This window comes from Streptomyces tremellae, from assembly GCF_039540215.1.
GTDB lineage: Bacteria > Actinomycetota > Actinomycetes > Streptomycetales > Streptomycetaceae > Streptomyces > Streptomyces tremellae.
The window spans coordinates 1-24,423 of record NZ_BAABEP010000009.1; the positions used below are offsets into that span (position 1 = coordinate 1).

Consider the following 24,423-nt stretch of genomic DNA (forward strand, 5'->3'; position numbering starts at 1 on the left):
GCGGGAGCAGGCGCTCGCCGGGGCCCGGCGCCGCGCGGGCGCACCCGCCGGGGCCGCCGCGGGAGGTGCCTGATGTCCCTGATCGGCACGCTGGCGCGGCTCGAAGCCGTCGACACCGGCAGGGCCGCGCCGCTCACGACCGTGCGCCACCGCCACCTCGCGCGGCACCCGCTCGTCCTCGTACCCCTGACCACGGCGGGTGAGGCGGGGGCGCCGCTCGGCGCGCTCGTCGGCACGGAAAGGGACGCGCCCCGGCTGCTGACGGTGGCCCAGCCGCGCGACCGCGACCTGCGGTTCGCCTTCCTGGCCGAGCTCGCGGACGCGGTCCTGCCCGTCATCGAGGCGTACGCGGACGACGTGGAGCCCGCAGAGCGCGGCGAGACCGACCCGGAGACCGGCAAGCGCGTCAAGGTCGAGGTCGAGCTGTGCGCGGACGCGCCCCAGCTGATCGTGCCGAACAGGCCGGGCGTCGACTTCGTCCGGCTGCTCGGCAGGTCCATGCGCTTCCGGCGCACCGCCGAGGACGACCCGGACGCGGCCCATCCCGCGCCGCCCCGGGTGCCGCTGCTCGGCCGCTGGCTCACCCACTACGGGGAGCGGGCCCGAGTCCCCGGCTCCTGCCTGCTGCTCGCCATGACGGACCTCCTCGGCCGCCACTGGGCCACCGGCCAGTCCTCTCTGGAGGACCAGCACCTCGGTGCCCTCCTCGCCTGGCTCGAACCGCCCGAGGGGCTCACCGGCGCAGAGGCGGCGCTCCGCGCCGAGACCGGCAGGGACGCGCACGGCCAGCTGCTGTGCCCGCCCGCGGGACCCGCGACCGACCCGGCGTTCGACAACCGCCTCCTCGCCCCGGCCGTCGAGCGCTACGACCGGGCCCGCAGGGCGCACGAGGCCGCGGAGGACGGCGCGTACGCGGAGGAGCAGCTCGCCCGCGCCATGGCGGCCGAGCGCGACATCGCGCGGATGCTCGCCGCGGTGCTGCGGCCCACCTGGGACGCTGTGTGGCGCGGCATCGACCTGCTGCGGGAGCTGCCCGAGGGAGCCAGGGTCGCCGACCGCTGGACCAGGGACCGCTGGTCGTACACCGGCCACAGGGACCGGGTGCGGGCCGGCGAGCCGCCCCAGCCGCGCACGGACGACGCGGTGACCGCGGCGCGCAAGCTCGCCGCGCGGGAGTCGGCGCAGGCCCAGCTGGAGGCCGCCGAGGCGCTGGACGACCCGCTGGTGCTCGCCGCGCACCGGCTCGCAGGACAGGCGTTCGTCGGCGAGGTGGTGGACGTCGTCATGGAGTACAGCGAGGGCAAGCGCCCCGCGCCCCGCCCGCTGGTGACGCTCAGGACGGACGACGCCCCGCAGCTCGCCGAGCGCGCCAAGGTGTTCCGCTCGCTCGACGGCAGGGCGCAGACCGCGGTGTTCGTGGCGTACGGGACCGGGCCGGGCGGCGGTACGGACGACGGGGGCGGCGGCCCGCGCGGCACGGTCGTGCTGCGTGTCACCGACCGCATGGGCCGCGCGAAGACGCCCGCGGAGGGCTCGGTGCCGCAGAAGGGGGACGTGATCGCGTGGACCCTGTTCGAGCACGACGTGCGCGGCGGCCCGAAGCTGCCGGACCCCGAGGACACGCCCTGGACCCACGGCGGCCCGCCGGAGGGCGCCGCCCCGCCGGTGTTCCCCGGCACCGGCACCGGCACCGGCGGTGGTCCGGCTGCGGATGCAGGAACGGACGGCTCCGAGGGCACGGCCGCCCGGCCGCTGCCCGAGCCCGACCCGGTCACAGAGGAGGACTTCCTGTGAGACGTGGACTTCCCGTGAGACGTGGCGGAAGGCCGCACGCGCGCCCGGCCGTGCGACGCGCGTGCGCGGGGCCGCGAGTGGCCGCGGGCCCGCGCCGCGGGGGAGGCGCCCGGTGACCGGCCGCGCGGGACAGGCCCCGCACCCGGAGACCGGGGGGCCGGCCGCCGACGCGGGCGCCGACCCCGCCAGGGCCGCGGCCCTCGCCACCGACGCGATCCTGCGCGACACCCTGCACGGCACCCGTCGCGGTGTCGTCGTGGACTCGCCGCCCGGCGCGGGCAAGTCCACGCTGGTCGTGCGGGCCGCCCGCGAACTGGCCGCCGCCGGACGGCCGCTGATGGTGGTCGCGCAGACCAACGCCCAGGTCGACGACCTGGTGCTGCGCCTCGCGGAGAAGGACCCCGACCTGCCGGTCGGCCGGCTGCACAGCAGCGACGCCGACCCGTACGACCCCGCGCTCGACGCCCTGGAGAACGTCCGCAAGTCCTCCCGCGCCGCCGACCTGGCCGGGCTCGACGTGGTCGTCTCGACGGCCGCCAAGTGGGCGCACGTGCAGGGCGTCGAGCCGTGGGGGCACGCCATCGTCGACGAGGCGTACCAGATGCGCTCGGACGCGCTGCTCGCCGTCGCGGGGCTGTTCGAGCGCGCGCTGTTCGTCGGCGACCCCGGCCAGCTCGACCCGTTCAGCGTGGTCGGCGCCGAGCAGTGGGCGGGGCTCTCGTACGACCCCTCGGCGAGCGCCGTCTCCACGCTCCTCGCGCACAACCCCGACCTGCCGCAGCACCGGCTGCCGGTGTCCTGGCGGCTGCCCGCGTCGGCCGCTCCGCTGGTGTCCGGCGCCTTCTACCCGTACACCCCGTTCCGCAGCGGCACCGGGCCAGGCGACCGCACGCTCTCCTTCGCCACCGCCTCAGACGGCTCGGGCACCGACCGGGTGCTCGACGAGGCGGCCGAGTCCGGCTGGGGCCTGCTCGAACTGCCCGCGCGGCGCACGCCGCGCACGGACCCCGAGGCGGTGCGCGCCGTCGCCCTGGTCGTGCGCAGGCTGCTCGACCGGGGGTGCGCCGCCACCAGCGAACGGGCCGAGGGGCCCGTGCCGGTGACGGCCGACCGGGTCGCGGTCGGCACCGCGCACCGCGACCAGGCCGCCGCGGTCCGGGCGGCCCTCGCGGAGCTGGGCGTGCGGGGCGTCGCCGTCGACACAGCCAACCGCCTCCAGGGCCGCGAGTTCGACGTGACGGTGGTGCTGCACCCGCTGTCCGGGCGCCCGGACGCCACCGCCTTCCATCTGGAGACCGGCCGCCTGTGCGTCCTCGCGTCCCGCCACCGCCACGCGTGCGTCGTGGTGTGCAGGGCGGGCGTGGCCGAGCTGCTCGACGACCATCCGTCCACGGAACCCGTCCAGTTGGGGGTCACGGTGAAGTTCCCCGACGGCTGGGAGGCCAACCACGCGGTCCTCGCCCACCTCGCCGAGCACCGGGTGCCGGGCTGAGCGGCGCCCTCCCCTGAGGCGGGCGGGGTGGTCCTCAGCGAGGGCGTGCTCCCCGGAGGGGATGTGCTCCTCAGAGGGGGCGGCCGGTGCCCGCGCCGGAGCGCGCCAGGAAGTCCTGCACCCCCCGCGCGCGCCGCTGCGGCAGCATCACCCGGGCCGTCGTCGTGACTATCCCCCGGATACGGGAGGAGGTGACCTGGTCGAGCAGGTCGAGCGCCGCGTGGCCGGCCGCGGCCGCCTCGTCGGGCGAGCCCGACTTCGCCAGGCACAGCGCGAGTTCGACCCGGTACAGCGCGAGGTTGCGGGTGAAGTGCCCGTCCTGGAGCGCCGTCGCCCGGTAGGCGTGGCGGGCCGCGCGCGGCCAGTCGCCGAGCGCCGCGTGGCAGCGCGCCTCCTGCCAGGCGAACTCGGGCTCGCCGAAGAACGACATCCACTCCGGGTCGTCGTCCGAGGGGCCGCGGGCGAACAGGCCGTGCGCCCGCCCGAGGCTCGCCGTCGCGGCGGCCCGGTCGCCGAGCCCCGCCCAGCCGGCCGCCTCCCGCAGGTGCAGCAGTGAGCGCAGCCGCGGCGACGGCAGCCGCCGCGCGGCCCGCAGCCCCGCCTGGGCCGCCCGTACGGCCTCCCGGTGCTTGCCCGCGTCGTCCGCGAGGAACGCCGTGTTGCAGAAGGCGTGCGCCTCAAGGGCGGGGTCGTCCGCGACGCGCGCGGTGGCCAGCGCCTCCGCGTAGTGCGACCGCGCCTGCTCGAAGCGGCCCGAGTCGTGCGCCAGCCACCCCACGGAGACGGCGAGTTCGCCCGCGCCCGCGTGCAGCCGCTCGCAGAGCGCCTGTTGGGAGACCCGGCCGGAGTCGAGCAGCGCGTACGCGGCGCGCAGCGGCTCGGTGGCCCGCCTGAACAGGCCGTCGGCGCCGTGCCTGTCGTCCAGCAGGCGGATGCGCCGCACCTCCTCCTCGACCGCGCGGACCTCGGGTTCGCCGACGCGCCCCGCGCCCGCGTGCGCGCCCCGGCGCGGGGCGGGCACGCCGAGGGTCGCGCACGCCATACCGGCGCTGCCGCTCGTCATGAACACACGGCGGAGCATGTCGCTCTCCTCTTCCGGTCGGCGGGCGGTGGCCGGCGGGTGGCCGGGCACGTCGGACGGCTCGGGCGGCTCGGGCGGGGCCGGGGGCGCCGCCGTCTCGCGCGCGCCGCGGCCCCGTACCGCCTCGCGCGCGGTGAAGCCCAGGTCGCCCAGGGACTTCCCGGGGAACATGTGGAGGAAGACCCGCTCGTACGCGTAGTTGGGGCAGCGGATCTCGCCCGACTCCACGCGCCCGACGTAGCGCGCGTCGCAGGCGACCTGTTCACCGATCTCCCGCGCGGCCCTGCGCACGGCCGCGGCGAACTCCGCGGGGGAGCGCGAGCCCCGCAGCGCGCGGAACGCCGCGTTGGGAACCGCCGGTGACGTCGACATGGCCGAACCCTCTCTTCGTACGGGGCAAGAACGTACCCGCTGTGACGGGTCGTTCACACAGGGTTTGGCTACAAACCGGATATCTCACCCGCGATCTGCCATGAAGTGCCATCCTTTGCGGCGGCGTGCCGCCGTAGCCGTTGACGCCCTCACGCGTTGAACCCACAGGACACGTGCGACGTGTCCCGCTCAACGACTCGCGCGTGGACGAGACGAGGAGGTCTGCCTTGTCCGAGGTGGAGGTGGAGTTCGGCATGGAAGCCAGCCAGGGGCTTCGCGGGACCGGCGGGCGCCGGGCGGGATCGGCCGGGGAGGGGAACGCGGCGGCACCGTGCGACCTCGTCATGGTCCCGGCACGGCAGGGCCTTGAGGCGGTGGACATCCTGCGCAGGGGCGGGGAGCCCGCGGTCGGCCCGGTCATCCACGACGCGCCCTGCGACACCCTGGGCTTCCTCGTGCCGCCCGGTACCGCCGCCGGCTGGGACGTGCCGGGCAGCGCCTGTACGGAGACGGACGGCCGGGGCATCAAGCTCCCCTCGGACCCGCCGGTCGTCGGCACCGGCTGGCTGCTCCCGCCGGGCGCCGCGTCCGGCGCCGCCGTCACCGACCCGGCCCGCCTGCGCCGCGCCCTGGACGAGGCCGCGCGCACCATCGAGGCGGCCGACAGCCGCAGCTGAGGCCCGCCCGTGCCGGCCGGCATGGGGCCCTGGGAGGCCCCCGGCCGCGGTCGGCATGGGGCTCTGGAGGCTCCCCCGCCGGCCGGCATGAGGATCCGGGCGGCCCCCGCGCCGGTCGGCGGCCTGCCCCGGGCCGTGTGGGAGGTCCCGCCGGGACCGGTCGCCACGGCGCTTCGGAGCGGAGGTTCCCCGATCCGGCCCGCGCGAGGGCCCAGGAGGCCCCGGCCGCCCGGGTCGTGGCGGTGCCCCGGCGGCCCCGCCCCGGTCCGCGCGGCCCGCCGCGGCTGTCGCGCTCGGACCCGGCGACAATGGGGGCATGGGCAGACAGTCACGCAGGGGCGGGCGAGGGGCGTCCGCGGGCGCCGTGCGGGAGGCGGTCGGGGGCGGCACCGCCGAACTCGTGCCCGACCGGGAGCGCCCGCACGCGGCGACGCTGCTGCTCGACGGCGCGCCGCAGTCCCATGTCGACCTCGCGGACCCCGGGCACCTCGACTTCGCCTACCAGCGCAGGCTCGGCCACGCCGTGGACCTGCTGGCACCCGCGAGGCAGCCGCTGCGCGTACTGCACCTGGGCGGCGGTGCGTTCACCCTGGCCCGCTACACCGCGGCGACCAGGCCCCGCTCGACCCAGCAGGTGATCGAGGCGGACGGCGCGCTGGTCGCGTTCGTCCGCGCCCACCTGCCGCTCGACCCGGCGGCCCGCGTCCGGGTACGCACCGCCGACGCGCGCGCGGGCCTCGCCGCCGTACGGGACGGCTGGGCCGACCTCGTCATCGCCGACGTCTTCGCGGGCGCCCGCACCCCCGCGCACCTCACGAGCGCCGAATTCCTCGCCGAGGTGCGGCGGGTGCTCGCGCCGGGCGGCTGGTACGCGGCCAACGTCGCGGACGGCCCGCCCCTCAACCACCTGCGCCGCCAGGTCGCCACCGCGGCTGAGGCCTTCCCCCACCTCGCGCTCGCCGCAGACCCCGCGGTCCTGCGCGGCCGCCGCTTCGGCAACGCGGTCCTGCTGGCGGCCGGTACCCCGCTGCCCGTGGCCGAACTGACCCGCCGCGTCGCCACCGACCCGCACGCCGGCCGCGTGGAACACGGCCGCTCCCTCACCGACTTCGCCGGCGGCGCCCCGGCCGTACGCGACACCGACGCCAGGCCGTCCCCGCTCCCGCCGCCCGGCGCCTTCGACTGAGCGCGGCGGGCCCGCTAACGCGCGTCGAACTGGGCCGTCGGGGCGTGGCCGTTCCAGGTGTAGAAGACCGAGGACTCCTGGGTGCCCCGGGTGAAGGTGACGCGGACCCACTCCGGCTGGGACCAGGTCTGCACCTGCCAGCCCGCCTCGGGGGTGGCGGAGACCAGGGACGCCGAGGTGCCGGTCACGGAGAAGACGGCGCGCCCGCCGGTGATCTCGTAGCTCCTGAGCCGGACGGAGGGCCTGGGGGCGGGGCTCGACGCGGACGCGCCGGCGGGCGGGGACGGCGAAGGGGGCGGGGCGGGACGCGTCGCGGGCGGCGCGGAGGCGGGCGGTGGCGAGAAGGTCTCGGGGCGCCGGGTGGCGGGGACCAGCGGCGGCGGTGTGGGCGGGGGAGTGCGGCCCGCCGCGGTGAGCGGCACGGCGCGCGGGGGGTCGTACGCGGTCCCCGCCATCACCGAGTGAACGCCCCACCACGAGAGCGTGACCGCCGCGCCGGTGGCGAGCGACCACGCGACGACGGGTACGAGTGCCTGGCGCATCCCCGCCATGGTGCACCACCGGCCCGGCGCCCGGATCACCCGGATGGCGTACGGTGCGGGCCATGGCACGAGTGCTCGTGGTCGAGGATGACCAGTTTGTGCGTTCCGCACTGATCCGGCATCTGACCGAGGCGTCCCACACCGTCCGCAGCGTGGGCACCGCGCTCGAAGCCCTGCGCGAAGTGGCACATTTCGCCTTCGACGTGGTGATCCTCGACCTCGGGCTGCCCGACCTCGACGGCTCGGAGGCGCTGAAGATGCTGCGCGGCATCACCGAGGTGCCGGTGATCGTCGCCACCGCGCGCGACGAGGAGAGCGAGATCGTCCGGCTGCTCAACGCGGGCGCCGACGACTACCTCACCAAGCCGTTCTCCGTGGAGGTGCTGTCCGCGCGGATGGCCGCGGTGTTGCGCCGCTCCCGCCTCGGCCCCGCGGACGGCGGGGCGGGAGGCGCCCTGATCGAGGTCGGCGGGCTCGCCATCGACCCGCTGCGCCGCCACGCCACCCTGGACGGCACCCAACTCGACCTGACCCGGCGCGAGTTCGACCTGCTGGCGTTCCTCGCGGGCCGGCCGGGCGTGGTGGTGCCGCGCCGGGAGCTGCTCGCGGAGGTGTGGCAGCAGTCGTACGGCGACGACCAGACCATCGACGTCCATCTGTCCTGGCTGCGGCGCAAGCTCGGCGAGACGGCGGCGCGCCCGCGCTATCTGCACACCCTGCGCGGCGTCGGGGTGAAGCTGGAGCCGCCGAGCCCCGGGCCCCTCGCGCGATGAGGTGGGCGCTGGCCAAGGTGGTGCTCGCGGTGAGCGTGATGGTCGTCGTCGCGTTCGCCGTGCCGCTCGGGCTCGTCGTCAAGGAGATGGCCCGCGACCGGGTGTTCACCAACGCGGAGCGGCAGGCGGCGACCATCGGACCCGCCCTCGCCATCACCACGGACCGGTCCATGCTGGAGCGCGCGATGCTCTCCACGCAGGCCGGTTCCGACGGCCGGATGGCCGTTCACGTGCCCGCGGGAGGGGGCGCGGCCGCCCTCGACCTCGGTACGCGCCGGGCCGGCGCGGCCGACATCCGCACGGTGGAGCGGGTCGGACGCGCCTCCATCTCCGCGGTGCGCGGCGGCTTCGCCCTGCTCCAGCCGACGGCGCTGGGCTCCGGCGTGACCGCCGTGGTGGAGGTGTACGTGCCCGAGGCCGACGTGGCCCGGGGCGTGGCCACCGCGTGGCTGGTCCTCGCCGGCGTGGGCTGCGCCCTGGTCGCGGGCTCCGTGGTCTTCGCCGACCGGCTCGGCCGCCGTACGGTGGGCCCCGCGCGCCGGCTCGCGGACGCGGCGCAGGCGCTCGGGGAGGGCGCGCTCGGCACCCGGGTGCCGGAGGAGGGGCCGCCCGAACTGCGCTCGGCCGCCGCCGCGTTCAACGCCATGGCGGACCAGGTCGTCCAACTGCTTGACGCTGAGCGGGAGTTCGCCGCTGATCTGTCGCACCGGCTGCGGACGCCGTTGACCGTGCTGCGGCTGAACGCCGCCTCGCTCGGACACGGTCCTGCCGCGGAGCACACCCGGGAGGCCGTGGCCCGGCTGGAGCGCGAGGTCGACACCGTCATCCGCACCGCCCGCGCGGCGAAGCCGCGCACCGGCGCGGCCGGCGCGGTGACCGGCTGCGACGTGAGCGAAGTGGTGCGGGAGCGCATGGACTTCTGGTCGGCGCTCGCCGAGGACGAGGGCCGGGCGGTCCGGGTCGCGGGTGTCGGGACGCCCGCGCGGGTGCAGGTGGCACGGCCCGAACTCGCCGCGGCCCTTGACGCGTTGCTCGGCAACGTGTTCCGGCACACGCCCGAGGGCACGGCGTTCGCCGTCGACGTGCACCAGGCCAGGGACGCGGTGATCGTGCTGGTCTCCGACGCGGGCCCCGGCATCGACGACCCGGGGGCCGCGCTCGCGCGTGGCAACAGCGGTGGCAGGCCGGGCTCCACCGGCCTCGGGCTCGACATCGCGCACCGGGTCGCCGCGTCGACCGGCGGCGACGTGCGGATCGGCCGCTCGGTGCTCGGCGGCGCCGAGATACGGATCTGGCTCGGCGTCGGCGCCCCGCCACGCGGCGGGGGAGCGGCGGGCGGCGGCAGGGGCGCCGGCGGCGGCCGGGGGCCCGGCGCCCGGAAGTGGGGCGTCCGGAGGCTGGGCGTCCGGGGGTTGGGCGTCCGGGGGTTGGGCCGCCGGAGTGGTCATCGCCGGAACCGCGGCGATCGGATGCGGTCACTCACTTAAGCGGTTCCGATCGGTTCCTTAACGGGGGCCTAAAGGTGGCCTAGGGAAAGCGGAACCCCCGCCACCGCCGGGTGTGAGCGGTTAGCGTGCCGGATGTCCCCCCACGGGACCGGACCGGGTCCGGCCCTGCGGGCGCCGCAGCCGACCGCCCCACCGGCCGGCCCGGCGCCCGGCCGGACCCCGGTCCGCCCCGGGGCCGCGCGGCGCGGCCGTCGCTCGGCGGCGGGACGGTGCGTGAGGTCCCGCCCCGTGCGCCCTCTCACGGCAGGGCGTTCGCCCTGATGACCTCCGCGTACCAGCGCGCGCTCGCCTTCGGGATGCGCCGCTGGGTCGCGTAGTCGACGTACACGACGCCGAAGCGCTTGCTGTAGCCGTACGCCCACTCGAAGTTGTCGAGCAGCGACCAGAGGAAGTACCCGCGCACATCGGCTCCGGCCGCCAACGCCCTTTGTACAGCGGCGAGATGGCCCGCCAGATAGGCGATGCGCTCGGGGTCGTCCACCTGGCCGTCCGCACGGACGCAGTCGTCGAAGGCGGCGCCGTTCTCCGTCACCATCAGCGGCAGGTCCGGGTGGTCCCGGTGCAGGCCGACCAGCAGTTCGTACAGGCCGTCCGGGTCGATCGCCCAGTCCATCGCCGTACGGTCGCGGCCCTCCGGCAGGTGGAAGACGACGTCCTCGGCGCCCGGCCAGGGGGAGTGGTCGCTCGTACCGTGGCCGCCGTGCGTGCGGGCGGCGTCGCTGCCGGGAACGGCGGCCGAGACGACGGTCGGGGTGTAGTAGTTGACGCCGAGCACGTCGATCGGCCGGGAGATGGTCTCCAGGTCGCCGGGGCGCACAAGACCGGCCCAGTCCACCAGGCGCGCGGTGTCCGCGAGCAGGTCCTGGGGGTAGGCGCCCGCCAGCATCGGCCCCGTGAAGATCCGGTTGCCCACGGCGTCGATGCGCCGTGCGGCCTCCGCGTCCTCGGGCCCTGCGCCGAGCGGGCGCACCTGGTGCAGGTTGAGTGTGACGGAGATCCTGGCGTCCTTCGGCAGTGTGTCGCGCAGCACCTCGACCGCCCTGCCGTGCGCGAGGTTCAGGTGGTGCGCGGCGCGCAGGGCGACGGCCGGGTCGGTGCGGCCCGGCGCGTGCACGCCGGAGCCGTAGCCGAGGAAGGCCGAGCACCAGGGCTCGTTGAGCGTCGTCCACAGGGGGACCCGGTCGCCGAGCGCCTCCGCGGCCAGCGCCGCGTAGTCGGCGAACCGTTCGGCGGTGACCCGGTGCGGCCAGCCGCCCGCGTCCTCCAGGTCCTGCGGCAGGTCCCAGTGGTAGAGCGTCGCCACCGGGGTGATCCCGGCGGTGAGCAGCTCGTCCGTCAGACGGCGGTAGAAGTCGAGCCCGCGCTGCACCGCGGGTCCCCGCCCCGTGGGCTGCACCCGGGACCAGGAGAGGGAGAACCGGTAGGCGGTCAGGCCGAGTTCGCGCATCAGCCGGACGTCGTCACGGTAGCGGTGGTAGTGGTCGGCCGCGGTGTCGCCGGTGTCGCCGCCCAGCACCCGGCCCGGGGTGCGGGCGAAGGTGTCCCAGATGGAGGGGGTCCTGCCGTCCTCGGCCGCGGCCCCCTCGACCTGGTAGGCGGCGGTCGCGGCGCCCCAGGTGAAACCCGTGGGAAAGCCGGCGGGCGCGGTGCGGGCGGCGGGGGAGGCGGCGTGGGCGCCGGTCTCGGGCCGGAGTGCGGTCATTCGGGAGCGCTCCCATGGAGGTGCGTACGGGTGGGGGACCTGGAGGGGCGGGGTCGGCGGCGGCGCTCACCCCTTCACGGCGCCTGACATGATGCCGCCGACGATCTGCTTGCCGAACACCACGAACACCGCGAGCAGTGGCAGCGCGCTGATCAGCGCGCCCGCCATCACGATGGACTGGTCGGGGGTGTACGAGGCGCTGAGCTGGCCCAGCGCGACCTGGAGGGTGGGGTTCTGCTGGCTGAGCGCGAGGTAGGGCCAGAAGAAGTCGTTCCAGGCCTGCACGAACGTCAGCATCCCGAGCACCATCATCGCGGGCCGCGCGACCGGCAGGACGATGCTGCGCACGATGCGGAAGTTGTTGGCGCCGTCCACCTTCGCCGCCTCGACCAGCTCGTACGGCAGCGCCTCCAGCAGGTACTGGCGCATGAAGAACACACCGAACGCGCTCACCAGCGTCGGGAAGATCACCGACTCCAGGTGTCCGCCCCAGCCGATGTCGGACATCATCATGAACAGCGGCACGACACTGAGCTGCGGCGGGATCGTCAGGGTCGCGATGACCGCGGTCATCAGCCAACCCCGGCCCCGGAAACGCATCTTGGCGAAGGCGTAGCCGGCCAGTGTGCAGAAGAACAGGGTGGCGGCGGTGATGCAGCCGGAGACCACGACGCTGTTGACGATCGCCTTGCCGAGGTTGGCCTGCTGCCAGGCGGTCGCGAGGTTGTGGAACAGCCGCCCGCCCGGCAGCAGCGGCGGGGTGAGCGCGAGCACCTCGTTCTGCGTGTGCGAGGCGGCGACGAGCGTCCAGTACAGCGGCAGGACCGACAGGATGCCCGCGACGACGAGCGCGGCGTAGGTGAAGGGGCCCGCGTGCAGCTGGCGTCCCGCGCCGACGCGGAGCCTGCCGCGCTCCGCGCGGGGTGCGGGGCTTGTGGTGGTCATGGCGGAGCACTCCCTCAGGCGGCGGACTTGCGGACGAGGCGGCCGACGAGCAGGTTGATCCCTGCGATGATCAGCAACAGGGCGAGCATCGCCCAGGCGACGGCAGCCGCGGGACCCAAGTGGCCCAGCTTCCAGCCGTAGTTGTAGAGGTACACACTGAGCGTCTCGTACTGGTTCTCGTTGCCGCCGGTGGCGCCCACGGTGCCGCCTTCGAGCAGCAGCGGCTCGCCGAACAGCTGCATGGAGCCGATGGTCGAGATCACGATGGTGAACAGGATCGTGGGCCGCAGCGAGGGGATCGTCACCTTGCGGAACTGCTGCCAGCGGTTGGCCCCGTCGATCGAGGCCGCCTCGTACAGGTCGGTCGGCACGGCCTGCATCGCGGCCAGGTAGATCAGGGTGTTGTAGCCGGTCCACCGCCAGATCACGATGACGGAGATGGCGATCTTCGAAGTCCAGTGTCCGTTGGTCCAGTTGGTGTGGCCGAGCCCGATGAAGTGCAGCAGCCAGTTGAGGATGCCGCCGTCGGCGCGGAAGACCAGCGCGAACACCAGCGCGGCCGACGCCACCGAGGTCGCGTACGGGGTGAGGATGAGCGTGCGGAAGAACGTGCTGGCGCGCAGGCGGTAGTTGAGCAGGTGGGCGAGTCCCAGTGCCATCATCAGCTGCGGCACGGTCGAGATCACACCGATGGCGAAGGTGTTGCCCACCGCGGTCCAGAACTCGCCGTCGTGCAGGATGCCGGCGAAGTTGGCCCAGCCGACCCACTCCATCTGGTCGAGCCCTGTCATCTCCACGCGGTGCAGGGCGATCCAGCCGGTGTAGACGAGCGGGAAGAGTCCGAAGGCGCCGAAGACGAGGAAGAACGGCGCGATGTAGGCGTACGGCGACGCCTTGTCGTCGAAGCGCCACAGCCGGCCGCGCCAGGACCCGCGGCCTGCGGCAGGCGGCGGGGCTGCGGCCCCGCGGGGCGGCGGGACGTGCGCGTCCCTTGTGGGTGTCGAAGTGGCCACGGTCGGAGTCCTCTTCCTTGTCCTGTGGGGTCCGCGTCGGGTTCCGCGATGGGGGCCCGCGTGGGTCTCCGTGTTCGGAGGGCCGTGTCGGGGGTCCACCGACTCGCCGGCCGCCGGGCCCGGTCCCGGGTCCCCGGCGGGCAGCGGCCGGGCGGGAACAGGGGCCGGGGACCGGTGCGGAGGGGGCCCGGCGGCGTCGGGCCCCCTCCGCACCGGACCGACCCGCCGGCCGGAGGCTTCGCTCACGCGGTCTGCTCGTCAGGCCCCGTGCCCGCCCCGGACCCCGGCCCGCACGGTCAGCCGATGACCCGCGGTCAGCCGATGACCTTGTCGATGGTCTTCGTCGCCGCCGCCCACGCGTCGGCCGGCTTGGTGCCGCGCTGCTCCATGTTGTTGATCTGGTTGGAGATGGTGTCCTTGATGACACCGTCCTTCGGGCCGAGCACCGCCGCCGGGATCGAGGCGGCCTCCTGCGCGTAGATCGTGCCGATCGGCGCGTTGTTGAAGTAGGGCAGCGTCGCGTTCTGCACGGCGGGCAGCGTGTACGCGCCCTGGTTGGACGGGAACACCCCGATGGCCTTGAAGGTGGCGGCCTGCTGGGCGGGCGCCGTCAGCCACTTGACCAGCTCGGTCGCCTCCTTGACGTGCTTGCCGCTCTTGGGCACCGCGAGGAAGGAGCCGCCCCAGTTGGCCGCCGCAGAGCCGGGCGCCTTGGCGATGTCCCACTTGCCCTTGAAGGACGGGCCCGCGTTGGTGGAGATCTGGCCCGCCATCCACGCGGGGCACACCACCGTCGCGACGGTGCCCTTGCGCAGCGCCGCCACCCACGGGTCGTTGAACTGGGCGAGCCCCTGGCTCAGTTTCTTGCTCGCGGCCTCGGCGGCGAGGTTCCAGCCCTCCTTCACGCCGGCGCTCGTCTTGTAGACCGCCTTGCCGTCCTTGTCGTAGTACTGCTGGGGGCTTGAGCTGACGACCGCGTTGTACATGGCGCTCGCCGAGTCCATGAAGTACGTGCCGGACGGCGCCTTCTTCTGGTACCGCTCGCCCAGCTTCAGGTAGTCCTTCCAGCCGCCCGCGACCAGCTGCGCGACCTTGTCGCGGTCCGTGGGCAGGCCCGCCCCGGCGAACAGATCGCGGTTGTAGCACAGCGACATGGGGCCGATGTCCGTGCCCGCGCCGATCACCTGGCCGCCCGGCGTGGTGGCCTGGGCCTCCTTCCAACTCAGCCAGTCCGACGCCTTGATGGTCTTGCCCAGGTCGACGAAGGAGTCCGCCTTGGTGTCGACGATCTCCTTGATGCGCCCGACCTCGATGCCTGTCACGTCCGCGAGGCCGCTGCCCGAGTTGAGCTCCTGGAGGAGCTTCGGGTAGTAGACGGTCTCGTCGGCGGTGACGTCCTCCTTCACCGTGATGTCCGGGTGGAGCTTGTGGTACTGGGCGAACAGCCCGGCCTCCTTGTAGCCGAACTGCCCGTAGTCCGCGACGGTCAGCGTGATCTGCCCGTCCGCCGAGTCCGAGGCCCCGTCGCCGGTGCCGCTGCTGCAGCCCGTCAGCAGCAGCGCGGAGGCGGCGAGTACCGCGGTCGTGGCGGCCGCGGCGCCCCTTCTGCCTCTGCGGCTGCCGACAGTGCGGGTGATGCGCATTCCACTACTCCTTGTTCCGGGACGAAGGACCTGGTTGCGGGGCCGGTGCGGTGACCGGCGCGCGGCCGGCGGCGGGGCCGGTGCGGGTCGGCGCGTGCCGTGACCGGCGTACGGTGGTGTCCTGAGCCGGATTGGGAGCGCTCCCAATCCGATGCTGCTCGAAGACTCACGCCCCGAGGGGCGACCTGTCAATACGTGAAGTCGGTTCCGTTGCGGGAGTGTGTCCTGCCGGCCGCCCGGTGCCGCCGGGCGGGCCGGACGCACGTGGTGGACCATGGCCGTCGGGCGGTGGTCACAATGAGGCCGTCCCGCCCGCACGGGGCGCGCCAAGAGCTGGAAGGTGAACGATGAGCCGAGCCGAGAAGGACCCCGAGGTCAGGGGTTCGGCCCGCCCCACCCTTGAGGCCGTGGCGGCGCGCGCGGGGGTCGGCAGGGGCACCGTGTCCCGGGTCGTGAACGGCTCCGCCGGGGTCAGCGCCAGGGCGCGGGCCGCGGTGGAGAAGGCCATCGCCGAGCTGGGGTACGTACCGAACAGGGCGGCGCGCACCCTCGTCACAAGTCGAACGGACGCGGTGGCCCTCGTCATACCCGAGGCCGAGACCCGGCTGGTCGCCGAACCCTACTTCTCGGACACCATCAGGGGTGTCACGGCGGGCCTCGCCGACACGGACATGCAGTTGCTGCTGATCCTCGTGCGGACCGCGAAGGAGCGGGAGCGGCTCGCGGCGTACCTCTCCGCGCAGCGGGTGGACGGGGTGCTGCTGGTGTCCGTGCACGAGGACGACCCGCTGCCCACCCTGCTGGAGACCCTCGACCTGCCCGCCGTGCTCGGCGGCCGGCGCTCCGACCGCGAGCCGCTCAGCTATGTGCACGCGGACAACGCCTCCGGCGCGCGCGCCGCCGTCGAGCACCTGCTCGGCCGCGGGCGCCGCGCCGTCGCGACGATCACCGGGCCGCTCGACATGGAGGTCGCGCGCGCCCGCCTCGACGGCTACCGGGCCGCGCACGGCGCCGCGCGGCCCGACGAGGCGCTGGTCGCGCACGCCGACTTCACCGAGGAGGGCGGGGCGCGGGCCATGCGTGAACTCCTTGAACGCAGGCCGGGGCTCGACGCGGTCTTCGCCGCGTCCGACGTGATGGCGGCGGGCGCGATGCAGGTGCTGCGCGAGGCGGGGCTGCGGGTGCCGCGGGACGTGGCCGTGGTCGGCTTCGACGACTCGATCGTGGCCCGGCACACGGACCCGCCGATGACCAGCGTGCGCCAGCCGATCGAGGAGATGGGCCGCACGATGGCGCACATGCTGCTGGACGAGATCGCCCACCCCGGCCTGCCGCACCGCCATGTCGCCCTCGCCACCGAACTGGTGGTGCGCGAGTCGTCGTGAGGCGACCGCGGCGGGCCGGGCGCCGCCCCGGGCGTTCCGGAGCGGCGCGCCCTGCTTGGGCGGAGCCCCCGCCCCCATGGGCTCGCGTATCCCCGCGGCCCCGGCCCGTGGCCTCGCGCGTCGACGAATTGAAAAATTCTTCAATCAACGACATGATGCTTCCGGCCGCACCGGGGCACCGGCGTCCCGGCGGCCGCGGGCAGGGCCCGCCGACAGGGAGGTCGGGCGCGTGGACGAGGACACACGCAGCGTGGTGGCGCGGGTACGCGCGGCGCGGCGTTCGGTGCGCGACGCGCTCGCCGCCGGGGGCGCGGCCACGGTGGGGCCCGCGATGGACGAGCTGGAGGATGCCGTGCGCGCCGCCTGGAAGCGCGGGATCGACGTCCCCCGGGATGATGAGCGGGACGTGTCCGAGGTGGACGAGTGAAGGGGTTGAGCGCGGTGCCGGTTCCGCTGTACCAGGCCAAGGCGGAGTTCTTCCGGATGCTGGGGCATCCGGTCCGCATCCGGGTGCTCGAACTGCTGCAGGACGGGCCGCGGCCCGTGCGCGAACTGCTCGCGGAGATCGAGGTGGAGCGCTCGAACCTGTCGCAGCAGCTCGCCGTCCTGCGCAGGTCGGGCATCGTGACGTCGGCGCGCGAGGGCGACACCGTGGTGTACGCGCTGGCCGGGCCCGACGTGGCCGACCTGCTCAAGGCCGCCCGCCGGATACTCACCGAGATGCTGGCCGGGCAGCAGGACCTGCTCGCGGAACTGCGGGACGCCGACCGCGCGACGGTCCCCGAACGCTGACGCGGTGCCGGGGGCGCGCGGGCCCGGCACGAACCACACGAGCCCTGAGGACGACCGATGTCGCTGCTGCGGAAGATCCGTGCCACCGGGAGGACGGCGGAGCCCGCGCCGCCCCCGCCCCCTGCCGACGCGCTGCCCCCCGAGGTGCGCGAGCGGGCGGCGGAGCTCGGCGGCTCGGCCCAGGTGCGGTGCGTGGACGCCGGGTCCTGCAACGGCTGCGAGATCGAGATCGGCAACGCCTTCGGGCCCGTCCACGACGCCGAGCGGTACGGGGCGCGGCTCGTCGCCTCGCCGCGCCACGCCGACGTGGCCCTGGTCACCGGGCCCGTCACCCGCAACATGGCCGCCGCGCTGCGCACCACGGTCGCCGCGATGCCCGAGCCGCGCCTGGTGGTCGCGCTCGGCGACTGCGCCCTGGACCAGGGCGAGTTCGCGGGCGCCTACGGGGTCGAGGGCGCGGTCGGCGACATCGTGCCCGTGGACGTGCGGGTGCCCGGCTGCCCGCCGCGCCCCGAGGACATCGTCGCGGCCCTGCGGTCGGTGACGGGCCGGTGAGTGTGATCGGTTCCGCGCTCGGCGCGGGCGGGGGGCTCCCCGCGGCCGACGCGGCGGCGGGCGCCTTCCTGCCGGAGCGGGCCCGCGTGGCGGCGGCCGGCTGGTGCGGTGTGCTCGTCGGCGCCGCCGGCACCGTCGCGGGGGTCGCCGCGCTCGGCGGCGCCGGGTGGTCGGTCTTCCTGCCGGACGTGCTGCCGCCGGTCGGCGTGCGCCTCGGCGTGGACGCACTGTCCGGTCTTTTCATGGCGGTCGCGGGCGTGGTGGTGTGCGCGGTCTCGCTGTACGGGATCGGGTACGCGGGACACGGCGGCGAGGCCCGCGGCGCGCAGGCCGCGCTTCCGGTCTTCGCCGCCACCCTCGTCCTGGTGCCCGCCGCGGCGAGCGTGTCGACGTTCCTCGCGCTGTGGGAGCTGATGGCGCTCACCTCGCTGCTGCTGGTGCTCGCCGAGCACCGGCGGCGCCCCGAGGTCGCCGTCGCCGGGCAGTGGTACGCGGTGATGACCCATCTCGGCCTGGTGGCGCTGCTCGTGGCGCTCTCGCTGTTCGCCGCGCACGCGGGCGGCGAGAGCTTCACGGACCTGCGCGTGGCCGCCGGGACCCTGCCGCCGGCCGTCCGCGACACGGTCTTCCTGCTCGCGCTCGCCGCGTTCGGCTCCAAGGCGGGCATGGCGCCGCTGCACGCCTGGCTGCCCCGCGCCCACCCGGAGGCGCCGAGCAACGTCTCCGCGCTGATGAGCGCGGCCATGGTCAACCTCGGTGTCTACGGCCTGGTGCGCGTCGGCTTCGACCTGCTGGGCGGCGGCCCCCGCTGGTGGTGGCTGCTCACCCTCGCGGTGGGCGCGCTGTCCGCGGTGTACGGCATCCTCCAGGCCGCGGTGTCGCACGACCTGAAGCGGCTGCTCGCGTACTCGACCGCGGAGAACATGGGGCTCGTCCTGGTCGGCACCGGCGCCGCCGGCCTCTTCGCGGCGAGCGGCAGGCCGGCGCTCGCCTCCCTCGCGCTGGCCGCCGCCCTGCTGCACGTGGTCAACCACTCCGCTTTCAAGGCCCTGTTGTTCTGCGCGGCGGGCAGTGTGCTGAAGGCGACAGGCCTGCGCGACCTCGACCTGCTGGGCGGACTGCGCGCCCGGATGCCGGTGACGGCCGCGCTGTTCGCGCTCGGCGCGCTCGGCGCGGTGGCGCTGCCGCCGGGCGGCGGCTTCGTCAGCGAGTGGCTGCTGTTCCAGTCGCTGATCCACGGGCTCTCCGTGCCCGGTGTGTCCACGGCGGTCCTGCTGCCCGTCGCGGTGGCGGCCGTCGCCCTGTCGGCGGGGCTCGCCGCCGCGGTCTTCGTCAAGGCGCTCGGCGTCGGTTTCTTCGCCAGGGCGCGCAGCGACGGGGCGCGGCGCGCGGCGGAGGCGCCGCCCGCGATGCTCGCGGGCATGGCGCTGCTCGGCGTGTGGTGCGTGGCGCTCGCGCTCGTACCGCAGTTGCTGGCGGAGCCGCTGGCGCGGGCCGCGTCGGCGGCGGGGCTCGACGGCGGCCGGGCGTTCGCGCCGGACGCGCTGCGGCTGCGCCTCGCCCACTTCCCGGCACTCTTCTCGCCGCTGTGGGTGGCCCTCGCGCTGGCCGTGGGCGTCCTCGCGGTGTCGGCGCTGGCCCGGCTCGCGGGGCGGCGCCGCCGCAGGGCCGCCGCGGTGTGGGACTGCGGCGGCGGCGCGCCCACGCCCCGCATGGCGTACACGGCGACCTCGTTCGCCGAGCCCCTCCAGCGGGTGTTCGACGACGTGCTCGCGCCCGAGCACGACCTCGACATCACCCACACCGAGGAGTCGCGCTACCTGGTGGCGCGCGCCCGCTATGCGACCCGGGTCCCCGACCGCGTCGAACACCGCCTGTACACACCGGTGTTCACGGCGCTCGAACGCACCGGGCAGCGGGCGAGGAAACTGGCGCCCGGCAGCGCCCACGTCTACCTCGGCTACGGCTTCCTCGGCCTCGTGGTGCTGCTCGCCGCGCTGGCGGTGTCCCGGTGAGCGCCGCGGGCTGGGCCGCCGTGGCCGCGCAGGTCGTGCTGGTCGTCGGCGGCACCCCGCTGCTGACCGGCCTGATGCGCCAGGTGCGCGCCGTCCTCGAAGGGCGGGCCGGCGCGGGCATCACCCAACCCTGGCGCGACGCACGCAAGCTGCTGCGCAAGGAGCCCATCACCGCGGAGGGCTCCGGGCCCGCCTTCCGGGTGGCGCCGCTGCTGCTCGTCACCACCGCGGTGGTCATCGCGGCGCTGGTGCCGCTCGCCTCCACGGCCACCCCGCTCAGCGGCAGCGCCGACCTGCTCGTCGTGGTCGGACTGCTGGCACTCGGCACGGTCTCGCTCGCCCTCGCGGGCCTCGACACCGGTACCGCATTCGGCGGCATGGGGGCATCGCGGGAGATGACCGTGGCGGCGCTGGTCGAGCCGACGATCCTGCTCTCCGTGCTGGCCCTGTCCGTCAGCACCGGCTCCACCAACCTCGCCCGCATCGTGGCCGGCCGCATCCACGACCCGGCGGGCGTCGCCTCGCCCTCCAGCCTGCTCGCCGTGGTCGCCCTCGCGGTGGTGGTGCTCGCGGAGGCCGGCAGGCTCCCCGTGGACAACCCGGCCACCCACCTCGAACTGACCATGGTGCACGAGGCGATGGTGCTGGAGTACGCGGGCCCCGACCTGGCGCTCGTCGAACTCGGCGCCCAGATGCGGCTGACCGTCCTGCTCGGCATCGTCGCCTCGCTCGCCGCGCCCTGGGGGACCGCGACGGGCACGGGGCTGCTCGCCGTGGGGCTCGGCCTCGTGCTGTTCGCCGTCAAGGTGGCCGTGCTCGGCGGCGCGCTCGCGGCGGCCGAGGTGTTCTGGGCGAAGGTGCGCCTGTTCAGGGTGCCCGAACTCCTCGCCGGATCCTTCCTCCTCGCGCTCCTCGCGGTCGCCGCCTCCTACTTCCTGAGCGGAGAGTGACCGTGCCCACCGCCCTGTACACCCAATTGCTCGACCTGGCCTGCGGATGCTTCCTACTGGCCGCGGTCCTTGTGCTGTGGTTCCGCCAACTGGGTGCCATCGTCAAGGTGTTCGCCCTCCAGGGCGCGGCGCTCGCCGCGGTCGGCGCGGTGCTCGGCGTGCATGCCCACCGCACCGACCTGGTCGTGGTCGCCCTCGGCGTCGGTGTGCTGCGCGCCGTCGTGCTGCCCAGGCTGCTGTGGCGTGCGCTCGCCGCGGGCGGGCAGCGCAGGGAGGGCAGGCCGCTGGTGAACGTGGCCGCGTCCCTGCTGGCCGCCGCCGTGCTCACCCTGCTCGCCTACGCCGCGGCCCGGCCGCTCGTGGCGCTCGACCCGACCCCGGCGACCAGGGCCCTGCCCGTGGGCCTCGCCGTCGTCCTCATCGGCTTCTTCACCCTGGTCACCCGCAGGCGCGCGGCGGCCCAGACCGTCGGGTTCCTCAGCCTCGACAACGGCATCACCATGACCGCGTTCCTTGCGACCTCCGGGGTGCCGCTCATCGTCGAACTCGGCGTCTCCTTCGACCTGTTGCTCGCCGTGCTGGTCCTGCACCTGCTCACGGGACGGATGCGCCTCGCGTTCGGCGGCACCGACATCGACGACCTGCGGGAGCTGCGGGACTGATGACACGCATCACCGAGGACCTGCTGCTCACCCTGCCCGTCGCGGTGCCGCTGCTCACCGCGGGCGCCTACCTGCTGCCCATACGGCGCCCGGCCACCGGCCGGCTCGGGCTCGTCTCGCCGCTCGCCGTCCTGGCCTGCGGCGTGCTGCTCGCCGCGCGGACCGGGGGCGCCGCGCCCACCGCGTACGGACACCTGCTGCGCGCCGACGCGCTCAGCGTGTGGCTGCTGCTCGTGGTGGGCGCCGTCGCCACCCTGGCCTGCGCCGCGGGCCCGCCCCACCTCGCGGTCGAGCGCGCCGCCGGCCGGGCGGAGGAGCGCGACGTGCGCCGCTACTGGCAGCTCGTCCACCTCTTCCTCGCCGCGATGAGCGCCGCCGTCCTCGCGGAGAACCTGGGCGTCCTGTGGGTGGCGGTCGAGGCCACCACCGTCGTCACCGCGTTCCTCGTCGGCCACCGCCGCACCCGCGCGTCCGTCGAGGCGGCCTGGAAGTACACGGTGATCTGCTCGGCCGGGATCGCCCTCGCGCTGCTCGGCACGGTCCTGATCTTCTACGCGGCCCGGCAGGCGGGCCTCTCCGAGTCCGCGGCGCTCGACTGGCCGGCGCTCGCGGCCCACGCGGACCAGCTCGACCCCGGAGTCACCCGCCTCGGCATCGGCCTCGTCCTGCTGGGCTTCGGCACCAAGGCGGGCCTCGTGCCGCTGCACGCGTGGCTGCCCGACGCGCACAGCCAGGCGCCCGCGCCCGTCTCCGCGCTGATGTCCGGGGTCCTGCTGTCCGTCGCCTTCTCCGCAGTCCTGCGCTACAAGGTGATCGCGGACGCGGCGCTCGGCACCGGCTTCGTGCGGTTCGTGCTCGGCGGCACCGCCCTGCTCACCCTCGCGCTCGCCGCGGGCCTCCTCCAGGCCCAGCGCGACTACAAGCGGATGCTCGCCTACTCCAGCATGGAGCACATGGGCCTGATCGCCCTCGGGACCGCGGTGGGCAGCCCGCTCGCGATCACCGCGGTGCTGCTGCACATCGCGGGCCACGGCCTCGCCAAGTCTGTGGCGTTCTGCTCGGCGGGCCATGTGCTCCAGCTCCGCGGGACCACCCGCATCGGCCGGGTGCGCGCGCTGCTGGCCCGCGCCCCTGTGGTGGGGGCCGCGCTCGGCGTGGCCGTGCTCGCGCTGCTCGGCATGCCGCCGTTCAGCCTGTTCGCCTCCGAACTCGGCATCGTCAGGGCCGGGTTCGCCGACGGCATGGCCTGGGCGACCGCGCTCGCGCTGCTCCTCGTCCTGGTCGCCTTCGCCGCGCTGGCGCTGCGCACCGGCCGGATGGTGCTCGGCGCCCTGCCGCAGGGCCCCGGCACGCCCGCGATCCCCGCCCGCATCGGGGCGGCCGCCGCGGCGCCCCTGGTGCTCGGGCTGGTCGCCGCCGCGGCGCTCGGCGTCACCACCGGGCCGCTGACGGGCCTGCTCCACCGCGCCGCTGCACTCATCGGAGGCCACTGAGCATGTGTCCCGCACCCCTTCAGGGCATCAGGACCGCCGAGGACGTCGGCGCCGACAAGCTGGTCTTCAGGGCGGGTGAACTGCTCGGCCAGGGCCACCGGTTGGCCCTCGTCGCCGCCCACCACGACGCCGATGCGCTGCGCGTCGTCCACCTGTTCGCCGACGACGCCTCCGCCGGCCGCACGGAACTCCATGTCAGGCTCGACCCCGAGACGCCGGAACTGCCCACGCTGGCCGGGATCTCGTTCCCCGCGGGCCGGTTCGAGCGGGAGATGCACGACCTGCACGGTGTGACACCGGTCGGCCATCCGCTGCCCCGCCGCCTGGTCCGCCACGACCACTGGCCGCGTGGCTGGTACCCGATGCGGCCCGACGCGCCGCCCCCGCCCGCCTTCGCCGAACCGGAGGGCCCCTTCCCCTTCCTCGAAGTGGAGGGCGACGGTGTGTACGAGATCCCCGTGGGCCCCGTGCACGCCGGGCTCATCGAGCCCGGACACTTCCGCTTCTCCGTCGTCGGCGAGACCATCGTCAAGCTCAAGGCCCGCCTCTGGTACGTGCACAAGGGCATCGAGCGCCTCTTCCAGGGCCGCACACCGGAGCGCGGCCTGCCCCTCGCCGAGCGGATCAGCGGGGACACGGCCGTCGGGCACGCCCTCGCCTACTGCCTCGCCGTGGAAGAGGCCACCGCCACCGCCGTACCCGAGCCCGCCCAGCGCGCACGGGCGTTCCTCCTCGAACTCGAACGCCTGTACAACCACGTCACCGACATCGGCGCCCTCTGCAACGACGTCGGCCACGGCGTGCTCAACGCGCACGCCCTGCGCATCCGCGAGCAACTCCTGCGCCTGAACGACTCCGTGACGGGGCACCGGCTGCTGCGCGGCGGTGTCGTGCCCGGCGGCGCCCGGCTGGGGCGCCTGCCGGAGGGCGCCGACCTGGAGGCCATCGGCGCGGACATCGCCGAGGTCGTCGAGCTCGCCCTGCGCCACACCACGGTCCGCGACCGCTTCACCGGCACCGCGCGCCTCACCCCCACCGCGGCGCGCGACCTCGGCTGCCTCGGCTACGTGGCCCGCGCGAGCGGCCTCGACACGGACGCCCGCATCTCGCACCCCTTCCACGACCTGGGCGACGCCCTGTCCGTCCCCGTCCACCTCACCGGCGACGTACTCGCGCGCTTCCGGGTGCGCGCGGAGGAGGCGGCGGCCTCCGTCGTGCTCGCCCGTGACCTGGCTGCGGGGCTGCGGCCCGGCGACGCGACCGTGCCGCTCGGGGCGCCCGCGGGGCCTGGGGCCTCGGGCGCCGGCCTGGTGGAGGGCTGGCGCGGCACGATCGCCACCCGGGTCGAACTCGGCGCGGACGGGCTGCTGACGCGCGTCAAGCCTGTCGACCCGTCCTTCTTCAACTGGCCCGCGCTGCCCGTCGCGCTGGCCGACACGATCGTCCCCGACTTCCCCCTCACCAACAAGAGCTTCAACCTCTCCTACGCGGGCAACGACCTGTGACCGGCCAATCCCCGTGCGGCGGACCGGCGTCGGAGCGCGACCAGACAGCGAGGAGCCCCATGTCCAGAGCCGGCCGCACGGCCCGCAAGGAGAAGCGCCGCCAGGAGTTCGACCTGGAGCGGTGGAAGGAACGCGGCGTCCTGCTGCGCCTGTTCCTCTACATCGGCGTGACCCACCTCTTCGCCGGATTCATCTGGCTGCTGTTCTACGTCGGCGGCCACGCCCACAAGTAGCGGCTGCGGGCGGGCCGCCCACCGGCCCCTCCGCCTGCGCGGCGCGTCCGATGTGTTGTGTTGTGTTGTGCACCGAGGAGCACCCCGACTTCTCGCTGCGCACCG

General features: G+C 75.1%; 22 protein-coding genes. 16 read left to right on the top strand and 6 right to left on the bottom strand.

Going from position 1 to position 24,423, the window contains the following annotated elements; all coding sequences use genetic code 11:
* Positions 1–72: 72 nt before the first annotated feature.
* A complete protein-coding gene (locus tag ABEA77_RS09430; protein WP_425588242.1) occupies positions 73–1,794 on the top strand; it encodes a hypothetical protein in 1,722 nt (573 codons plus the stop codon).
* 214 nt (positions 1,795–2,008) lie between these two features.
* On the top strand, positions 2,009–3,286 hold the full coding sequence (locus ABEA77_RS09435) for an AAA domain-containing protein (RefSeq protein WP_345644208.1): 1,278 nt from the start codon (positions 2,009–2,011) through the stop codon (positions 3,284–3,286).
* A gap of 70 nt (positions 3,287–3,356) precedes the next feature.
* Here the strand turns inward: ABEA77_RS09435 and ABEA77_RS09440 are convergent, their stop codons facing one another.
* Entirely contained in the window at positions 3,357–4,739 is a 1,383-nt protein-coding gene (locus tag ABEA77_RS09440) for an NsdA family TPR-like regulatory protein (RefSeq protein ID WP_345643888.1), read from the bottom strand.
* 254 nt (positions 4,740–4,993) lie between these two features.
* Between ABEA77_RS09440 and ABEA77_RS09445 the strand changes: the two genes are divergently transcribed.
* Entirely contained in the window at positions 4,994–5,416 is a 423-nt protein-coding gene (locus tag ABEA77_RS09445) for a hypothetical protein (protein ID WP_425588249.1), read from the top strand.
* 316 nt (positions 5,417–5,732) lie between these two features.
* A complete protein-coding gene (locus ABEA77_RS09450) occupies positions 5,733–6,602 on the top strand; it encodes a spermidine synthase (RefSeq protein ID WP_345643891.1) in 870 nt (289 codons plus the stop codon).
* 14 nt (positions 6,603–6,616) lie between these two features.
* Here ABEA77_RS09450 and ABEA77_RS09455 read toward each other — a convergent pair whose 3' ends face one another.
* Positions 6,617–7,144, bottom strand: a complete 528-nt coding sequence (locus ABEA77_RS09455; protein ID WP_345643893.1) for a hypothetical protein — start codon at positions 7,142–7,144, stop codon at positions 6,617–6,619.
* A gap of 62 nt (positions 7,145–7,206) precedes the next feature.
* On the opposite strand from ABEA77_RS09455, the gene ABEA77_RS09460 reads away from it, so the two are divergent.
* Together ABEA77_RS09460 and ABEA77_RS09465 are read left to right on the top strand one after the other, a co-directional pair.
* The gene (locus tag ABEA77_RS09460; RefSeq protein WP_345643895.1) at positions 7,207–7,917 is read left to right on the top strand and encodes a response regulator transcription factor; all 711 of its coding nucleotides are present in this window, start codon (positions 7,207–7,209) and stop codon (positions 7,915–7,917) included.
* Entirely contained in the window at positions 7,914–9,404 is a 1,491-nt protein-coding gene (locus ABEA77_RS09465; protein ID WP_345643897.1) for a sensor histidine kinase, read from the top strand. Before ABEA77_RS09460 ends, ABEA77_RS09465 begins: the two co-directional genes overlap by 4 nt.
* A gap of 259 nt (positions 9,405–9,663) precedes the next feature.
* On the opposite strand, the gene ABEA77_RS09470 is transcribed toward ABEA77_RS09465, so the two are convergent.
* The 4 genes from ABEA77_RS09470 to ABEA77_RS09485 form a co-directional block, all read right to left on the bottom strand.
* Positions 9,664–11,127: a GH1 family beta-glucosidase gene (locus ABEA77_RS09470; RefSeq protein WP_345643900.1), complete on the bottom strand. Its 1,464-nt coding sequence runs from the start codon at positions 11,125–11,127 to the stop codon at positions 9,664–9,666.
* 66 nt (positions 11,128–11,193) lie between these two features.
* On the bottom strand, positions 11,194–12,072 hold the full coding sequence (locus ABEA77_RS09475) for a carbohydrate ABC transporter permease (protein WP_345643903.1): 879 nt from the start codon (positions 12,070–12,072) through the stop codon (positions 11,194–11,196).
* A 14-nt stretch (positions 12,073–12,086) separates the two neighbouring features.
* Positions 12,087–13,085, bottom strand: a complete 999-nt coding sequence (locus ABEA77_RS09480; protein ID WP_345643906.1) for a carbohydrate ABC transporter permease — start codon at positions 13,083–13,085, stop codon at positions 12,087–12,089.
* 314 nt (positions 13,086–13,399) lie between these two features.
* Positions 13,400–14,728 carry an ABC transporter substrate-binding protein gene (locus tag ABEA77_RS09485; protein ID WP_345643909.1) on the bottom strand — a complete coding sequence of 443 codons (1,329 nt, stop codon included), beginning with the start codon at positions 14,726–14,728 and terminating at the stop codon, positions 13,400–13,402.
* Positions 14,729–15,075: 347 nt separating this feature from the next.
* Here ABEA77_RS09485 and ABEA77_RS09490 point away from each other — a divergent pair, with 347 nt between their 5' ends.
* The 10 genes from ABEA77_RS09490 to ABEA77_RS09535 all read left to right on the top strand — a co-directional run bounded on the left by ABEA77_RS09490 (position 15,076) and on the right by ABEA77_RS09535 (position 24,318).
* Entirely contained in the window at positions 15,076–16,113 is a 1,038-nt protein-coding gene (locus ABEA77_RS09490; protein WP_345643912.1) for a LacI family DNA-binding transcriptional regulator, read from the top strand.
* A gap of 229 nt (positions 16,114–16,342) precedes the next feature.
* The gene (locus ABEA77_RS09495; RefSeq protein ID WP_345643915.1) at positions 16,343–16,540 is read left to right on the top strand and encodes a hypothetical protein; all 198 of its coding nucleotides are present in this window, start codon (positions 16,343–16,345) and stop codon (positions 16,538–16,540) included.
* 14 nt (positions 16,541–16,554) lie between these two features.
* Positions 16,555–16,905 carry an ArsR/SmtB family transcription factor gene (locus ABEA77_RS09500; protein WP_345643918.1) on the top strand — a complete coding sequence of 117 codons (351 nt, stop codon included), beginning with the start codon at positions 16,555–16,557 and terminating at the stop codon, positions 16,903–16,905.
* 57 nt (positions 16,906–16,962) lie between these two features.
* On the top strand, positions 16,963–17,460 hold the full coding sequence (locus ABEA77_RS09505) for an NADH-quinone oxidoreductase subunit B family protein (protein ID WP_345643921.1): 498 nt from the start codon (positions 16,963–16,965) through the stop codon (positions 17,458–17,460).
* Positions 17,457–19,475, top strand: a complete 2,019-nt coding sequence (locus ABEA77_RS09510) for a proton-conducting transporter transmembrane domain-containing protein (protein WP_345643923.1) — start codon at positions 17,457–17,459, stop codon at positions 19,473–19,475. Before ABEA77_RS09505 ends, ABEA77_RS09510 begins: the two co-directional genes overlap by 4 nt.
* Positions 19,472–20,425, top strand: a complete 954-nt coding sequence (locus ABEA77_RS09515) for a respiratory chain complex I subunit 1 family protein (RefSeq protein ID WP_345643926.1) — start codon at positions 19,472–19,474, stop codon at positions 20,423–20,425. The genes ABEA77_RS09510 and ABEA77_RS09515 overlap by 4 nt, the downstream gene beginning before the upstream one ends.
* Positions 20,426–20,427: 2 nt before the next feature.
* Positions 20,428–21,087, top strand: a complete 660-nt coding sequence (locus ABEA77_RS09520) for a hypothetical protein (RefSeq protein WP_345643929.1) — start codon at positions 20,428–20,430, stop codon at positions 21,085–21,087.
* Positions 21,087–22,580 (top strand): proton-conducting transporter transmembrane domain-containing protein, encoded by a 1,494-nt coding sequence (locus ABEA77_RS09525; RefSeq protein WP_345643932.1) that lies wholly within the window; start codon positions 21,087–21,089, stop codon positions 22,578–22,580. The genes ABEA77_RS09520 and ABEA77_RS09525 overlap by 1 nt, the downstream gene beginning before the upstream one ends.
* A 2-nt stretch (positions 22,581–22,582) precedes the next feature.
* Positions 22,583–24,085: a hydrogenase large subunit gene (locus ABEA77_RS09530; RefSeq protein ID WP_345643935.1), complete on the top strand. Its 1,503-nt coding sequence runs from the start codon at positions 22,583–22,585 to the stop codon at positions 24,083–24,085.
* A 59-nt stretch (positions 24,086–24,144) separates the two neighbouring features.
* Positions 24,145–24,318 carry a DUF6126 family protein gene (locus tag ABEA77_RS09535; RefSeq protein ID WP_425588243.1) on the top strand — a complete coding sequence of 58 codons (174 nt, stop codon included), beginning with the start codon at positions 24,145–24,147 and terminating at the stop codon, positions 24,316–24,318.
* Positions 24,319–24,423 lie beyond the last annotated feature (105 nt).

What these genes read in the sequence shown, in the direction of transcription:
- ABEA77_RS09430 (WP_425588242.1), top strand. Translation starts at nt 73, where the DNA reads ATGTCCCTGATCGGCACGCTGGCGCGGCTCGAAGCCGTCGACACCGGC.
- ABEA77_RS09440 (WP_345643888.1), bottom strand. Translation starts at nt 4,739, where the DNA reads ATGTCGACGTCACCGGCGGTTCCCAACGCGGCGTTCCGCGCGCTGCGG.
- ABEA77_RS09445 (WP_425588249.1), top strand. Translation starts at nt 4,994, where the DNA reads ATGGAAGCCAGCCAGGGGCTTCGCGGGACCGGCGGGCGCCGGGCGGGA.
- ABEA77_RS09450 (WP_345643891.1), top strand. Translation starts at nt 5,733, where the DNA reads ATGGGCAGACAGTCACGCAGGGGCGGGCGAGGGGCGTCCGCGGGCGCC.
- ABEA77_RS09455 (WP_345643893.1), bottom strand. Translation starts at nt 7,144, where the DNA reads ATGCGCCAGGCACTCGTACCCGTCGTCGCGTGGTCGCTCGCCACCGGC.
- ABEA77_RS09460 (WP_345643895.1), top strand. Translation starts at nt 7,207, where the DNA reads ATGGCACGAGTGCTCGTGGTCGAGGATGACCAGTTTGTGCGTTCCGCA.
- ABEA77_RS09465 (WP_345643897.1), top strand. Translation starts at nt 7,914, where the DNA reads ATGAGGTGGGCGCTGGCCAAGGTGGTGCTCGCGGTGAGCGTGATGGTC.
- ABEA77_RS09470 (WP_345643900.1), bottom strand. Translation starts at nt 11,127, where the DNA reads ATGACCGCACTCCGGCCCGAGACCGGCGCCCACGCCGCCTCCCCCGCC.
- ABEA77_RS09475 (WP_345643903.1), bottom strand. Translation starts at nt 12,072, where the DNA reads ATGACCACCACAAGCCCCGCACCCCGCGCGGAGCGCGGCAGGCTCCGC.
- ABEA77_RS09485 (WP_345643909.1), bottom strand. Translation starts at nt 14,728, where the DNA reads ATGCGCATCACCCGCACTGTCGGCAGCCGCAGAGGCAGAAGGGGCGCC.
- ABEA77_RS09490 (WP_345643912.1), top strand. Translation starts at nt 15,076, where the DNA reads ATGAGCCGAGCCGAGAAGGACCCCGAGGTCAGGGGTTCGGCCCGCCCC.
- ABEA77_RS09505 (WP_345643921.1), top strand. Translation starts at nt 16,963, where the DNA reads ATGTCGCTGCTGCGGAAGATCCGTGCCACCGGGAGGACGGCGGAGCCC.
- ABEA77_RS09525 (WP_345643932.1), top strand. Translation starts at nt 21,087, where the DNA reads ATGACACGCATCACCGAGGACCTGCTGCTCACCCTGCCCGTCGCGGTG.
- ABEA77_RS09530 (WP_345643935.1), top strand. Translation starts at nt 22,583, where the DNA reads ATGTGTCCCGCACCCCTTCAGGGCATCAGGACCGCCGAGGACGTCGGC.
- ABEA77_RS09535 (WP_425588243.1), top strand. Translation starts at nt 24,145, where the DNA reads ATGTCCAGAGCCGGCCGCACGGCCCGCAAGGAGAAGCGCCGCCAGGAG.